This is a genomic window from Psychroserpens sp. Hel_I_66 (genome assembly GCF_000799465.1).
GTDB lineage: Bacteria > Bacteroidota > Bacteroidia > Flavobacteriales > Flavobacteriaceae > Psychroserpens.
In genome coordinates, this window is record NZ_JUGU01000001.1 from 2,380,299 (window position 1) to 2,395,765 (window position 15,467).

The window sequence follows — 15,467 nt, forward strand, 5'->3', positions numbered from 1 at the left end:
TAAAGGTTTTGCACCATAATTTAAAGGGCTGAACGCAAACTTAATACACTTACAACATGTCTGTTATGTTGCACATAACAATTCTTTCCATCTTTGTATCAAGCAGTTATAAAAATATAATATTATGAACGTAAAATTGATTTTTGCATTAGTTATGACTTTAGGAGTTCTAATGACAGGATGTAAACAAGAGGAACAAAAAAAGAAAATTGAAGAAGTGAAGATTGATTTAATCAATGATGAATTTCCTGAGGCCAAACAGGAAATAATGGAAACTTATAATACAATTGCTCAGATCCTTAAAGAAGGTGATATGGATAAACTTATTGCTTTACATGCCTACAGTCCAAAATTTACCGAGTTTAAAGATGGAGAACTACGCAATGATGGTGAAGCAAACGAAGCCTACGAACGAAAGGTTTTTAGCAACGTAACCGAAGTGGTTAAATTCGATTCAAAAGACATGAAAATTGCAGTTTATGGAGATGTTGCCAATGTGACCTTTCACTCTGATTTTCATTTAAAATTTGGAGAAGACCTTGTAATTGTTAATGACCAAATTACACTGCTATTTGTAAAAACAGATGCGGGATGGAAAATAGTCCACGAACATCATTCACCCATAAAAAAAGATTTATAAAACTTGAATTAAGAAAAAAAACCAAACATCATGAAAAAAGTACTCGTCATTATCTATGGAACCATTGCCTACATCGTCTTTCTCGTTTCTTTTTTATACGCCATTGGATTTGTTGGCAATTTTCTTGTACCAAAATCGATAGATTCTGGTGAGCAAACATCTCTCATATACTCCTTGATTATTAACTTAAGCCTTATGAGTCTTTTTGCGTTGCAACATAGCATTATGGCAAGACCTGCGTTTAAAAAATGGTTTACTAAATATGCCAACCCAGCTATTGAACGAAGCACATATGTTTTGCTTTCTAGCCTCATATTGCTTCTACTGTACTGGAAATGGCAACCTATGCCTACAATTTTTTGGGATACTGAAGGCTTAACTTCAACTGTTCTATTTATGGTGTTTTTATCAGGTTGGATGATTGTATTCCTTTCAACCTTAATGATTAGTCATTTTGAATTATTTGGTCTTACACAAATTTATAGAAACTTTAAAAATCAATCAATAACAGCTCCAGAATTTCAAGTAAATTGGTTTTATAAATTAGTTAGACATCCCATTATGTTAGGATTTATAATTGCTTTTTGGGCAGCACCTACAATGACTGTTGGTCGCCTGTTATTTGCTACAGTAACTACAGCGTATATTTTGATAGCTGTTAAATATTTAGAAGAGAGAGATTTAAAAAAATTTATAGGTAAAGCGTATGAGGATTACCAAAAAAAAGTACCAATGATATTTCCTTTTACTAAAATAAAAAAGGGATAAATTAATTGCTACACTTAAAAGATATATAACTATACATTTCTCTTAAGAATCATATTCTAACAAAAATCATGAAACCGAACGTTAACCTTAATTAAAAACTAAATCCAAAACTTCCAGTCACACCAAAAGGTCGTGCCTCTGGAGTATCTAGATAGTTTCCTCTAAAGTTAAAATCTATACGTAGTATTTTAAAGATATTGCCCACACCAAAACTGTACTCATAATAAATTTCATCGTTTGGAGCCACTAATGGTGTTTCAACAGGATTTCCTGTCGTGTTTAGCGCTACATTTTCCGCAGAAATATCTCCCCAAACACCTCTTACACCAACAATGGCTCTTAAGTTGTACTTTTTAAGAAATGGAATTCTAGAAAATATGCGACCATTAAAATTATGCTCCATGTGCATTGACGTGTATGTATCTGTCACGAACTCATAGAAATCAAGTTGTGGAAAGGTGTTGTAAATAGAGAAATACGATTGGTTTCCTGGCACAACACTCAATAACCCCAAAGGCACTGCACCAAAGGTTTTACCAGCTTCTACAGTTGTGGTCAATCTGCCAAAACCACCCACTTGCCAAGGCTGTATGTATGATAATTGTACTTTTGTATAATCAAAATCACTGTTAAAATAAGCTTTATCTCCACGAGTGACCTGGGCAAATAAACTTGCAAATCCATCATTGGCAACGCGACGTTCTACCCCAAATCCTGTCATTTTTCTCTTCGGAAAGTAGGATAATGACAACGCGGTTTCGTACTGCGTAATTTCCGAAGAAATACCAGTTGGAGAATCGGGATCGTTATAATCCAGACTAAAGGTTGGCGATGCAGATTCTAATGTTCTGTAAGTTCCGCTCGTTCTAATCACAAAGTTCTTACTTGGCTCCATTTCTAGAGCAAGTGTTGTAAGATTTACATTGGTCAATTTGTCGTTGGCACTAGTACCAACTACTGCAGAGGATGCCAAACTACGACCTAAAACATCTGTTGAGGCTGTTAAATTTGCGCCTATCTGTTCTACATCTCGTCTATTACCAGCGGAAATTATAAATCGATTCTTTTTATCAAGTAACCACTTTCCTGAGATTCCATATTTGAACTTATCGTCTCTAAAACCGTAAGCCAGAAAACCTTCTAACCTCCAAAGATCATTAGGTCCAAAATAGGTTCGTCCTCCTCCTCTAATTCGCACACCTTCAACTTCATTGTAACCAAAAACGGAAAATACGGGACCAATGTCTAAATTGGCACTTGGGACTTCTACGTAACCGGAAGCTAGAATACTTCCAATATTATAAAGTCGCTGGAATTTTTTTACAGTCTTTAAAGTATCCAGCATTTTGTAGACCCCTTTTTCATCTTTATTAAGGGATTCCATTCGGTTTGTTTCCCAGAAATCGTCATCACGGTTATAGATGTCCTGATTGTAATTATAAACTTCTACATCGTAGAAATCATCGGCTTTGGGCTCGTTAAAAACGTAATTATCGTAAAGCGTTGTTCTTTTTCCGTAGACACCACGGGACTTTTCCTTTTTATTTAAGGCAAAATCAGACAACATATAATCACGCTTGATCAAAAATACCGAGTCATTTATTACATCAAATTCCTGTTCAATATAAATTTCTTTTACCCAGTTAATATTCGCGCTTTTTGAAGCTTGAAGATTTATATCCTTGATGGCATACGTTGAGTCATTGACCCAGAAATCACCTTTAAAGGTCAATTCATTTTTTCGCCTTGGGTAGTAAATGATGTTGTAACACCATTTGTTATCTATAAATGCACTGTCTGACAATACATAATTATATGTCTGTATGCCTGTTCGAGACAGCGGGCTTACAAAACTCTTATCAAAAAACTTGAGGTAATTATCATAGATATTAAAATCTGCATAGAGATCATCCACAAAGTCAATAATGACTTGGTTATTACTAAAACCTGAATTTTTATTACCTTTTAAGTCTTCCTTTTCCTTATTGATTACATTATCTCCATACACTTTGCTTACTGCTTCGTTAATAAAGATTGGCAAATAGGTTTTACCTGTAATATTTGAGGTATCTACTTCTTCAAACACAAACTCCATCCCTTTAAACAGTTTACTTTTTATAAGCGCACTATCTATGGTATTGAGGTCAAACTCAACTTTCTCGTATTTATCGTATTGGTATTGATCAAATTGTCGCAGACCGTTTTGTCGTTTACGCTCCCATATTTTTTGCAGAATTCTAATGGCAGGGTTTTCTGATGCTTTTTTGGATTGCTTTCCTGTGACTATTAAAACTTCGCTAAGTGCGCCTGCTTCTTCCTTTAAAATGAATTTTAAATCGTAGTTTACTTTATTTGCGAGTTTGACTTCTTGAAGTTCATAACCTAAAAAGGATACCACAAGAGTTTCCCATGTATTATCAGATTCTAAATAGAAACGACCATCTTCATTAGAAATCGTTCCTTCTGTAGAACCTTTAAACAAGATATTGGCAAATGCCACAGGTTCATTGAATTCATCAAACACGTAACCACTGACTTTGGTTTGTGCGTATGCGGAAAATATTCCGAAGAAAAACAATACAATGAGGAGCTTTTTTTTCATTTAATTTAATGGTGTTTGCAATTTCACAATGTGACACAAATCATCTTTGTCGTATTATAGACTGCAAACTAAATTATAATTTGGGTTATTAATAAAAAAACTTCATCAACAATCGTGCTAATGAAGTTTTGATAACGCAACATACGTTATTATTTATTTGTACATCACTTTTTTAACTGCCTTGATGACCTCATCTTTATTAGGCAACCATTCTTCCAATAAAACTGGAGAATAAGGTGCAGGTGTATCTGCTGTATTAATTTTTATGATTGGTGCATCGAGGTAATCAAATGCTTCAGATTGTACCATATGGGAAATATCTGTCGCAACATTTCCAAAAGGCCATGCTTCTTCAAGGATCACCAATCGGTTGGTTTTTTTAACCGACTTTAAAATGGCATCACGATCCATTGGGCGAACGGTTCTCAAATCGATAATCTCACAAGAGATTCCTTCTTTTTCCAATTCATCTGCAGCCTTGTAGGCTTCTTTTATAATTTTTCCGAAGGAAACGATAGTCACATCAGTTCCTTCTCTTCTAATTTCGGCAACTCCTAATGGGATCGTATATTCTCCTTCTGGAATCTCACCTTTATCACCATACATTTGCTCACTCTCCATGAAAATAACTGGATCGTTATCGCGAATTGCAGATTTTAATAAACCCTTAGCATCATAAGGTGTAGATGGCACAACCACTTTTAGACCAGGTGTGTTTGCAAACCAGTTCTCAAAGGCCTGAGAGTGGGTTGCTCCCAACTGTCCTGCAGAGGCTGTAGGTCCACGAAAAACGATAGGACAATTAAATTGACCACCAGACATTTGTCTAATTTTCGCAGCATTATTTATAATTTGATCAATACCAACTAATGAGAAGTTAAAGGTCATGTACTCAACAATTGGGCGATTACCGGTCATTGTAGAACCAATGGCAATCCCAGCAAAACCTAGCTCTGCAATAGGTGTATCAATCACACGTTTTGCTCCAAATTCGTCTAACATTCCTTTTGAAGCTTTGTAAGCTCCATTATATTCTGCAACTTCCTCACCCATTAAAAAAATGCTTTCATCTCTGCGCATCTCTTCGCTCATGGCCTCGCAAATCGCTTCTCTAAATTGAATTGTCTTCATGTATCAGTTTTTTATTCGAATAGCAAAAATAATAATTATTGCTCATAAAATATCATAAAATCAATGTTGAAACTAAAACTAGATGCAGATTATATTTTTCAATACGCTGCTTATGTTATTTTCTTCGGAAATGAGCCAAATACACAAATCAAAATTCTTACAATTACTTAGTAAATTGCAATTTTATTCAACTTATAATTATCAAATCGTCAAAAAATGGATAAAATACTAATTTTCACAAAATTTTATTATGCATGCATAGTAAAATTAGAATTTTTATAATTATCTTCGTGCTCAGGAAAAAATTTACACTTAAAAAATAATTTCGATATGAATATATTAGTATGTATTAGCCACGTACCTGATACGACTTCAAAAATTAATTTTACAGATGACAATACAAAATTTGACACTAATGGTGTACAATTTGTAATCAACCCTAATGATGAGTTCGGTTTAACTCGTGCCATGTGGTTTAAAGAAAAACAAGGCGCAAACGTCACTGTAGTTAATGTTGGTGGACCAGAAACGGAGCCTACACTTCGTAAGGCCCTAGCTATTGGTGCAGACGAAGCAATTAGAGTAAATACTGAAGCTAAAGATGGTTACCAAGTAGCAAAAGAATTAGCTAATGTTGTAAAAGACGGTGGTTACGATTTGGTTATTGCAGGTCGTGAATCTATAGATTACAATGGTGGTATGGTACCAGGAATGTTAGCAGGACTTACAGATGCTAATTTTGTTACCAACTGCATCAGTTTAGAAGTTGATGGCACAAACGCTACAGCTATTCGTGAAATTGATGGTGGTAAAGAAACCGTCTCTACAAGTTTGCCATTAGTTATTGGCGGTCAAAAAGGATTGGTTGAAGAGAGCGATCTTCGTATTCCAAATATGAGAGGGATCATGATGGCTCGTAAAAAACCATTAAATGTGGTGGAACCAAGTAATGCAGAAACCGAGACAAGCTCAGTTAAGTTTGAAAAGCCTGTGCCAAAGGGTGCAGTAACTCTAGTGGATGCAGATAATCTAGACGAATTAGTAAACTTACTTCATAACGAAGCTAAAGTTATATAGTACTGTCATTCCTGCGCAAGCTTGAATCTAAAAAATTAATAATAATGAGATCCTGAATCAAGTTCAGGATGACAAAAAAAGAAAAAACATGTCAGTTTTAGTATATACAGAATCAGAACAAGGAAAATTTAAAAAGACATCTTTTGAAGTAGCTTCTTACGCAAAAGCAGTTGCAGATCAAATGGGAACAACTGTTACAGCTGTTACATTTAATGCTAATGACACTTCAGAATTAGGTAAATATGGTGTTGATAAAGTATTGAACATCAACAATAACGACCTAGAAAAATTTAATGCCAATTCTTACGCAAGTGTTATTGAGCAGGCTGCAAAAAAAGAAGATTCTAAAGTAATCATTTTAAGTTCTTCGGCAGATAGTAAATATCTAGCACCTTTAGTAGCTGTTAAATTAGATGCAGGTTACGCCTCAAACGTTGTTGAAGCACCGTCAAATACATCACCTTTTACGGTAAAACGTACTGCTTTTACCAATAAGGCATTTAATATGACGTCCATAGATACAGATGTCAAAGTGATAGGTGTTTCAAAAAATGCATTCGGGTTAAAAGAATCTAGCGGAAATGCTTCTTCGGAAGATTTCTCACCATCATTACCAGAAGCAGGAGTTACCGTACAATCTGTAGATAAAGCTACAGACAAAGTAACAATTGCAGATGCTGAAATTGTAGTTTCTGCAGGACGTGGACTTAAAGGTCCAGAAAACTGGGGAATGATTGAGGAGCTGGCAGATGTACTTGGAGCAGCAACAGCTTGTTCTAAGCCAGTATCCGATTTAGGTTGGAGACCACATGGAGAACATGTAGGTCAAACAGGAAAACCGGTTGCTTCAAACTTATATATTGCTATAGGTATTTCTGGAGCAATCCAGCACCTCGCAGGTATCAACGCCTCTAAAGTAAAAGTTGTTATCAATACAGATCCAGAAGCACCTTTCTTTAAAGCTGCAGATTACGGAGTTGTTGGTGATGCCTTTGAAGTTGTACCAGCATTGATTGAAAAATTAAAAGCTTTTAAAGCTCAAAACGCATAATTTTTATAAATTGTAGTTGTAAAAAGGGCTGTTTTGATTTGGTTGTTAGAACATAAATCTGCAATTTGCAGTTGTTAAAGTCCAAATTAAAACAGTTCTTTGCGTTTTATAAATTATGAGCTTAGTTAGATTAAATATTAAAGGAATTTCATATAGCCAAACTCAAAATGGTGCTTATGCTCTAATTCTTAATGAAGTAGATGGTGATCGTAAATTACCAATAGTGATTGGTGCTTTTGAAGCTCAATCTATAGCGATTGCTCTTGAAAAAGAAATAAGACCTCCCAGACCTCTAACACACGACCTCTTTAAAAATTTCGCAGATCGTTTTGATATCGTTGTCAAACAAGTCATTATCCACAAATTGGTTGATGGTGTATTTTACTCAAGCCTCATTTGTGAACGTGATAAAATTGAAGAGATCATTGATGCTCGCACCAGTGATGCCATTGCTCTAGCTCTAAGATTTAAAGCTCCAATATTTACATATAAAAATATACTTGATAAAGCGGGCATTTACTTAAAAGTAAATCCTAAAAAAGACGATGAAGAACAAGATCTCGATCAAGATTCCATACTTGTAGATGACATGGTTGTTGAAGAAATTGAAGCCAGTATCAAAGATAATTATATGGATAAGTCTCTTCAAGAGCTACATACGCTTTTAGATGAAGCTGTCAACAACGAAGACTACGAGAAGGCAGCAAAAATTCGAGACGAAATTGACAAACGATAACAGTTTTCTTATGAAGCATTTTCTACTAGCTATTACAGCTATTTTTTTTGGAATTACCTTGACGTTTGGTCAAAGCTTAGAAAAAAATTGGCAATTTGAAGCTGTAAAAAATGATTCGGGTGTTAGCTTGTATTCCATTCAAGATTCAGATGAATTCCAACTCAAAGATGGAGAATTCGAATATTCAATTAAGGCGATAGATACCTTGGGGGATTTTTCTGGAAACTATATGTTTCAGAATAATTTATTGGTGCTTTATTATGATACTCCAATTGAAAAAATCGAGCGTTTTAAAATTTCAGAATTAACAGATAGCACGCTCGTATTTGCAAATAAAGACAAGAGTTTTAGTTTTATAAATACTTCGGAAATATCAACTCCCATCTTAAGTGAGGACGTTTCAGGTAGTATTGTACCAAGTCAGGGATTTTCTATGAACAGTTTGTGGAGAGGTACCCTAGGCATGGTTTCCTTGATTTTTATTGCGTTTTTATTTAGTAGTAACCGTAAAGCGATCAACTGGAAAACTGTTGGTTTAGGTTTAGCTTTTCAATTAGTTATTGCCATTGGTGTTTTAAAAGTTGGGTTTGTAAAAACTGCTTTTGAAATGATAGGAAAAGGTTTTATAGAAATTTTAAGCTACACACAAGCAGGTAGTGAGTTTTTATTTGGTGGTATGCTGGACGTGAATTCCTTTGGGTTCATTTTTGCTTTTCAAGTACTTCCAACCATTATATTCTTTTCTGCTTTAACCTCAGTCTTATTTTATTTAGGCTTAATTCAAAAAGTTGTAAAAGCTATGGGTTGGTTGCTCACAAAACTTTTAGGAATTTCTGGAGCAGAAAGCTTAAGTGTTGCAGGTAATATCTTTTTAGGACAAACAGAAGCGCCTTTATTGATTAAGGCCTACTTGGAAAAAATGAACAAGTCTGAAATTCTTTTGGTTATGATTGGCGGTATGGCAACCGTTGCTGGTGCTGTTCTTGCTGCATATATAGGTTTTTTAGGAGGTGAGGATGAAGCCTTACAATTATTTTATGCGAAACACTTATTGGCTGCATCTGTGATGGCTGCTCCTGGAGCAATCGTTATCTCTAAAATCTTATTTCCGCAGACAGAAAAAATTGATACAGATGTGCACGTATCTCAAGAAAAAATCGGTTCTAACTTTTTAGATGCCATTGCAAATGGCACAACCGAAGGACTTCGTCTCGCGGTCAACGTTGGTGCGATGCTGTTGGTATTTGTCGCATTTATTGCAATGGCAAATGGCATATTGGGACTTATTGGCAATGTGACCTCGCTTAACGGAATTATCGCTGCAAACACACCATATGAAGCCTTGTCATTAGAGCTTATTCTGGGCTATATATTTGCACCTTTGATGTGGCTTATAGGAGTTGCTATAGAAGATATGGCACTAATGGGACAACTTTTAGGTATAAAATTGGCAGCAAGTGAATTTATAGGTTATATTCAATTAGCAGATTTAAAAAATGCTGCAAATGCAACCCATTTAAAATATGAGAAATCTATTATTATGGCAACTTATATGCTTTGCGGTTTTGCTAATTTTGCATCTATCGGAATTCAAATTGGTGGTATTGGCTCTTTAGCGCCAGGACAACGAACACAACTATCAAAATTTGGCATCAAAGCTTTAATTGGAGGTACTATTGCATCATTGATCTCTGCTACAATCGCTGGAACTATAATTGGTTAGTTTTATTTTCTTCGGAAACCATTAACGACTTAAAAAAGGCTTGTTATCGATAATAATGGTATACCGGTGTTTTTCTCTCGTTGATAACTTTTGATATTTATCTTTTTCTCATTTCATCAAAAAGGCTTCTTTTCTTTAAATTCGTATCTGCAAATCCAGTTTTGAATTGCAGTAATATCATAATTAATTAAGAGGTTTCTGCATTCGCAGAAATTAGGCCCATGAAACAATACCACGACTTAGTAAAACACGTTTTAGAGCAAGGAAACGAAAAAGGAGATCGAACAGGAACAGGAACCAAAAGTGTTTTTGGTTATCAAATGCGTTTTGATTTGAATGAAGGTTTCCCAATGGTCACCACGAAAAAATTACACTTAAAATCTATTATTTATGAGCTGCTATGGTTCTTAAAAGGTGATACAAATATCAATTACCTAACAGAAAATGGCGTTCGTATATGGAACGATTGGGCAGATGAAAATGGAGATCTCGGTCCAGTTTACGGACATCAATGGCGCAACTGGAATAATGACGACATTGATCAAATCAAAGATGTTATTGAACAACTAAAGAGCAATCCTAATAGTCGTCGTATGATGGTTTCTGCTTGGAACCCTTCGGTTTTACCAGATACCTCAAAATCTTTTAGCGAAAATGTAGCTAATGGAAAAGCTGCGTTACCACCTTGTCATGCCTTTTTTCAATTTTATGTAGCTGACGGGAAATTATCTTGTCAATTATATCAACGAAGTGCAGATATCTTTTTAGGAGTTCCTTTCAATATTGCCTCTTATGCTCTATTCACTATGATGATGGCTCAAGTTTGTGGTTATCAGGCTGGTGAATTTATCCACACATTTGGAGACGCACATATTTATAGTAATCACTACGAACAATTAGAGTTACAACTATCTAGAGATATTAGACCATTGCCTAAAATGAAAATCAATCCTGAAGTAAAAGATATTTTCGATTTTAAGTTTGAAGATTTTACTTTAGAAGATTATAATCCGCATCCACATATTAAAGGCGCTGTTGCTGTTTAAGTTGGAAAATAAATTACAATCAACATTCAAAATTAAAACATGAGAAATTTTTACATCATACTATTTTTAGTATTTACTACAACAATTAGTGCCCAAGAAACCGAAGAAGTAATCATTAATGATGATACAAAAGTAAACATAGAAGACACAAACGAAGTCCCTTTTGCGGTTATTGAGAATGTTCCTGTTTATAGAGATTGTAATCAAAAACTATCTAATGCAGAACTTAAACAGTGCATGAGTGATAAAATCAATAGACATGTAGTAAAAAACTTCAATACAAAATTAGGTTCTTCTTTAGGTCTACCAGATGGAATCGTAAGAATTCATGTTGTATTTAAAATTGATACAGAAGGAAAAGTCATTGATATTTTGACAAGAGCACCTCATCCAGAACTTGAAAAAGAGGCGAAAAGAGTTATTTCTTTACTTCCTGATATGAAAAAACCAGGTATTCAAAGGGGCAAACCTGTTATAGTACCGTATGCTCTTCCAATTGTTTTTGCTATTGATAATAGTTCTAAAAAAAAGAACAAAAAACAAAGAAAACAACTAAAAAGAACAAACTAAAAAAAGGCTTTTCTAACGAAAAGCCTTTTTAAATATTTTAAAACTGGTGATTATACGTTTAAAACACCATTTTCTGCACCTGCAAAATCGCTCCAAGCGTAAGCATCTGCCTGTTCATCGTTGATGTAAGTCCCATCAACTAAATATCTAAACTCATAAGAGTTGTCTTTTTCTAAATCTACAGTTCCTTTAAAAGTACCGTTTTTTAATTTTTTAAGTTGAACAGCTTTTTTCTCGTTCCATTCGTTGAATGTCCCTACTACTGCTACTTTTTTAGCCTCTTCTGCTGGTACTAAAAATGTTACCTTGCAAATTGGCTTGCTTTTTAAAAATTGTTTTGTAATTGCCATAATAATTATGAATTAATATCTAGTGCAAATTTATAAAAGAATCCTTGATAGTCAAATCATTGCATTATTATATTAAAGATTTGTGATTTTGATAAATTTTAGTAAAAATTATTCTAAATTATTAAATTAATTACATACAATATTGAGATATTCGCAAGAAAACAGCAAGACCTTAAATACTGATTTTCAAAAACTTAACAGCTACAACGATTTCGAATTTTTAAAATTTCCGAAGAAAAAAATTATTACAACGTTTGCGCTAAAAATAGTAACTTTACCATTGATAATTTTATGATTTTATGTTCGGAAAAAAGAAACCCACACCACAAATAGACAAAGAGCAATTGGCACAGATCAAATATGCCGAAAAGCGCATCAAACAAAAAAAACGCGTGTACATACATTTCGTTATTTTTTTGATTGGAGCTGTTTTTTTGATTTTAGCGAATACTGTTTTGGGCATTGGCAAGGATTTTACCATTGCTGGTCTTAACTGGTTTGTGATCGCCATTATTATCTGGCTTGCTCTGTTTATTTATCATTTTATAAAAGTGTTTATTACAAACTCATTTATGGGTAAAGAATGGGAAGACCAGCAAAGAAATGCTTTGGTTGCCAAACAACGAGAGCGCATTGAGAAGATTAAATTAGAACTTCACCAGCAAGAAACCAAAATGGCTAAGGAGGAGGTTTATAATGAAAATATAGATACCTCAATGCCCACTCAAAAAAAAAAGACTGAGCGCACCTTAATCGTCGCTGCTGGTGAGCAAAATGCGATAGGTAAGAATAATGATTTGATTTGGCATTTGAGTGATGACCTCAAACGTTTTAAAACACTAACGAATGGACATCATATCATTATGGGACGCAAAACGTTTGAGAGTTTCCCTAAACCATTACCAAATCGCACGCATATTGTAATTACCAGACAACATAATTACCAAGTCCCAAATGGCGTTATCGTTGTAAATAATATGGAAGATGCCCTTGATGCTGGTCGCAGTGACTCCCAACCTTTTATTATTGGTGGAGGAGAAATCTACAGACAGTCTATGATTTTTGCTGATAAAATTGAACTTACTCGTGTACATCACAAATTCCCAGAAGCAGATACGTTTTTCCCAGAAATTGATTTAAATCTTTGGAAAGAAACCCACAGTAAATTTCATCCTAAAGATGATAAACATGCCTATTCTTTTACGTTTTTGACTTATGAGAGGAAATAAAATTTTAAATCTTCGCGAAAATTAAATGATCAAACAACTCCAACTCCGCATTACACTTCAAGAAGAACGACAAGAGGATATTTTGATCAAAAAAGCCTCGCAAGCATTACATGTTAAAATGGAAGACATTTCCGCAGTAAAAGTGCTACGGAAATCAATAGACGCCAGAAAAAAAACCATCATTTTAAACTATAAAGTCGAGGTTTTCATAAACGAGCAACCTGCTGAAAATTCTGAATATAAATTTGATTACAAAGATGTATCCGATGCAAAACCAATTCACATCATCGGTTTTGGACCTGCAGGAATGTGGGCAGCTTTGCGATGTATAGAACTTGGATTTAAGCCCATAGTATTAGAACGTGGTAAAAATGTACAAGATAGACGACGTGATTTAAAGGCCATAAACCAAGATCATTTTGTAAATGAAGACTCCAATTATTGCTTTGGTGAAGGAGGAGCTGGCACATACAGTGATGGGAAATTATATACCAGAAGTCTTAAGCGTGGCGATGTTAGGAAAATTTTTGAAAATCTCGTATTTCATGGTGCAACAGATCAAATTCTCGTAGATGCACATCCACATATTGGCACGAATAAACTTCCAAAAGTGGTAAAGAATATTCGTGAAACGATTTTAAAATTTGGTGGTGAAATTCATTTTGAAACACGTGTGGCCGATTTCAATATTAAAAATAAAACTATTAAATCACTTACTCTTCAAAACGGAAATGAGATAGACGTCCAAAAAGTCATCCTGGCAACAGGGCACTCTGCTCGTGATATTTATTATTTATTGAATGATAAAAACATCAAGTTACAGGCAAAATCGTTTGCGATGGGAGTTCGTGTAGAGCATCCGCAACAAATTATAGACGGGATTCAATACCATTGCAAAGGAGAGCAAAGAGATGAGCTTCTTCCTGCAGCATCGTACAGCTTGGTTAATCAAATCAATGACCGAGGTGTATATTCGTTTTGCATGTGCCCAGGAGGTTTTATCGTACCTGCAGCCACTGCGAATGGCGAAGTGGTCGTCAACGGTATGTCACCATCAAAGCGTAATAATGAGTTCGCAAATTCTGGAATCGTCGTAGAAATAAATGCAGAAAAAGATCTTTATAAATATGAACAATATGGCGAATTAAAAGGCTTAGAGTTTCAAAAAGATTTAGAGCGTTTGGCATTTACTGCTGGTGGCAGAACACAAACCGCGCCTGCACAAAGACTTACCGATTTTGTTGAAGGCAAGCTATCTGTAAATTTAAATCCTACCTCCTACCAACCAGGCTTGAACTCTGCTCCAATGCACTCCCTTCTACCAAAATTAATTGGAAGCTCTCTTCGGAAAGGTTTTAAAGCCTTTGGAGAAAAAATGCATGGATATTACACCTCCGAAGCAAATATTATAGGAGTCGAATCCAGAACCTCATCTCCCGTTAATATCCCAAGAAACGAACATTTAGCGCATCCCGAAATCACAAACCTCTTCCCATGTGGCGAAGGTGGTGGATATGCTGGCGGAATCATTTCTGCAGCAATGGATGGTGAGCGATGTGCTGAGGCTGCGTGCATTTAAATTTTCTTCGGAAATTCGCAGTTTTCAGTAAAAAAAATATTCCTATTTTTGTCCCTTAAAATTGATTAAAAATGAATGCATATATATTTCCAGGTCAAGGTGCTCAATTCTCAGGAATGGGACTTGACTTATACGAAAATTCACCACTGGCACAAGAGCTTTTTGAAAAAGCAAATGATATTTTAGGATTTCATATCACAGATATCATGTTTGAAGGTTCTGCTGAAGATCTAAAAGAAACTAAGGTGACGCAACCTGCCATATTTTTACATTCGGTAATTCTAGCAAAAACTTTGGGTGACAACTTCAAACCAGATATGGTTGCAGGACATTCGCTTGGAGAATTCTCTGCACTAGTTGCTGCTGGAGCTCTTACTTTTGAAGACGGATTAAAGCTCGTATCGCAACGTGCGCAAGCCATGCAAAAAGCATGCGAACTGCAACCAAGTACGATGGCTGCAGTTTTAGGGCTGGATGATGATATCGTTGAAAAAATATGTGCCACTACGGAAGGTGTTGTGGTTGCTGCAAATTATAACTGTCCAGGTCAATTAGTTATTTCAGGGGAAGTTGAAGCTATTAACAAAGCATGTGAAACTTTAAAAGAAGAGGGTGCAAGACGTGCTTTAGTACTACCTGTTGGAGGCGCATTTCATTCTCCTTTAATGGAGCCTGCACGAGAAGAATTGGCTGCAGCTATTGAAAATACAACATTTAGCAAACCTAATTGCCCAATATATCAAAATGTAACTGCAACCGCTATTACAGATGAAAACGAAATTAAAGCGAATTTAATTTCTCAATTAACCGCTCCTGTTCGTTGGACGCAATCTGTACAACAAATGATTGCAGATGGCGCATCACATTTCACTGAGGTTGGTCCAGGTAAAGTATTGCAAGGACTTGTGAAAAAAATTCATAGAGATGCAGAAACTGCTTCTGCAACTTTAGAAACTAACGCATAA

14 protein-coding genes are annotated in these 15,467 nt (G+C 35.2%); 11 read left to right on the top strand and 3 right to left on the bottom strand.

Going from position 1 to position 15,467, the window contains the following annotated elements; all coding sequences use genetic code 11:
* The first annotated feature begins 124 nt into the window (after positions 1-124).
* Entirely contained in the window at positions 125-640 is a 516-nt protein-coding gene (locus GQ40_RS10695) for a nuclear transport factor 2 family protein (RefSeq protein WP_047548052.1), read from the top strand.
* A gap of 30 nt (positions 641-670) precedes the next feature.
* Positions 671-1,408, top strand: a complete 738-nt coding sequence (gene mddA / locus GQ40_RS10700; protein WP_047548053.1) for a methanethiol S-methyltransferase — start codon at positions 671-673, stop codon at positions 1,406-1,408.
* 91 nt (positions 1,409-1,499) lie between these two features.
* Here the strand turns inward: mddA and GQ40_RS10705 are convergent, their stop codons facing one another.
* Together GQ40_RS10705 and GQ40_RS10710 are read right to left on the bottom strand one after the other, a co-directional pair.
* The gene (locus GQ40_RS10705) at positions 1,500-4,010 is read right to left on the bottom strand and encodes a DUF5686 and carboxypeptidase-like regulatory domain-containing protein (RefSeq protein WP_047548054.1); all 2,511 of its coding nucleotides are present in this window, start codon (positions 4,008-4,010) and stop codon (positions 1,500-1,502) included.
* Positions 4,011-4,163: 153 nt separating this feature from the next.
* The gene (locus GQ40_RS10710; RefSeq protein ID WP_047548055.1) at positions 4,164-5,141 is read right to left on the bottom strand and encodes a pyruvate dehydrogenase complex E1 component subunit beta; all 978 of its coding nucleotides are present in this window, start codon (positions 5,139-5,141) and stop codon (positions 4,164-4,166) included.
* Between the two features lie 330 nt (positions 5,142-5,471).
* Here GQ40_RS10710 and GQ40_RS10715 point away from each other — a divergent pair, with 330 nt between their 5' ends.
* The 6 genes from GQ40_RS10715 (at position 5,472) to GQ40_RS10740 (ending at position 11,344) form a co-directional block, all read left to right on the top strand.
* Positions 5,472-6,218: an electron transfer flavoprotein subunit beta/FixA family protein gene (locus GQ40_RS10715; protein WP_047548056.1), complete on the top strand. Its 747-nt coding sequence runs from the start codon at positions 5,472-5,474 to the stop codon at positions 6,216-6,218.
* Between the two features lie 88 nt (positions 6,219-6,306).
* Entirely contained in the window at positions 6,307-7,269 is a 963-nt protein-coding gene (locus tag GQ40_RS10720; protein WP_047548057.1) for an electron transfer flavoprotein subunit alpha/FixB family protein, read from the top strand.
* A gap of 115 nt (positions 7,270-7,384) precedes the next feature.
* Positions 7,385-8,005, top strand: a complete 621-nt coding sequence (locus tag GQ40_RS10725; protein WP_047548058.1) for a bifunctional nuclease family protein — start codon at positions 7,385-7,387, stop codon at positions 8,003-8,005.
* Positions 8,006-8,015: 10 nt separating this feature from the next.
* The gene (locus GQ40_RS10730; RefSeq protein WP_047548059.1) at positions 8,016-9,728 is read left to right on the top strand and encodes a nucleoside transporter C-terminal domain-containing protein; all 1,713 of its coding nucleotides are present in this window, start codon (positions 8,016-8,018) and stop codon (positions 9,726-9,728) included.
* Positions 9,729-9,949: 221 nt separating this feature from the next.
* Entirely contained in the window at positions 9,950-10,774 is an 825-nt protein-coding gene (locus tag GQ40_RS10735) for a thymidylate synthase (RefSeq protein ID WP_047548060.1), read from the top strand.
* A gap of 39 nt (positions 10,775-10,813) precedes the next feature.
* A complete protein-coding gene (locus GQ40_RS10740) occupies positions 10,814-11,344 on the top strand; it encodes a hypothetical protein (protein WP_052184229.1) in 531 nt (176 codons plus the stop codon).
* Between the two features lie 50 nt (positions 11,345-11,394).
* Here the strand turns inward: GQ40_RS10740 and GQ40_RS10745 are convergent, their stop codons facing one another.
* The gene (locus tag GQ40_RS10745) at positions 11,395-11,694 is read right to left on the bottom strand and encodes an isoamylase early set domain-containing protein (protein ID WP_047548061.1); all 300 of its coding nucleotides are present in this window, start codon (positions 11,692-11,694) and stop codon (positions 11,395-11,397) included.
* A gap of 299 nt (positions 11,695-11,993) precedes the next feature.
* Between GQ40_RS10745 and GQ40_RS10750 the strand changes: the two genes are divergently transcribed.
* From GQ40_RS10750 to fabD, 3 genes are all read left to right on the top strand, one after another.
* The gene (locus tag GQ40_RS10750) at positions 11,994-12,923 is read left to right on the top strand and encodes a dihydrofolate reductase (protein WP_047548062.1); all 930 of its coding nucleotides are present in this window, start codon (positions 11,994-11,996) and stop codon (positions 12,921-12,923) included.
* Positions 12,924-12,948: 25 nt separating this feature from the next.
* Positions 12,949-14,502, top strand: coding sequence for an NAD(P)/FAD-dependent oxidoreductase (locus tag GQ40_RS10755; RefSeq protein WP_047548063.1), 1,554 nt, complete (start codon positions 12,949-12,951; stop codon positions 14,500-14,502).
* 71 nt (positions 14,503-14,573) lie between these two features.
* A complete protein-coding gene (fabD, locus tag GQ40_RS10760) occupies positions 14,574-15,467 on the top strand; it encodes an ACP S-malonyltransferase (protein WP_047548064.1) in 894 nt (297 codons plus the stop codon).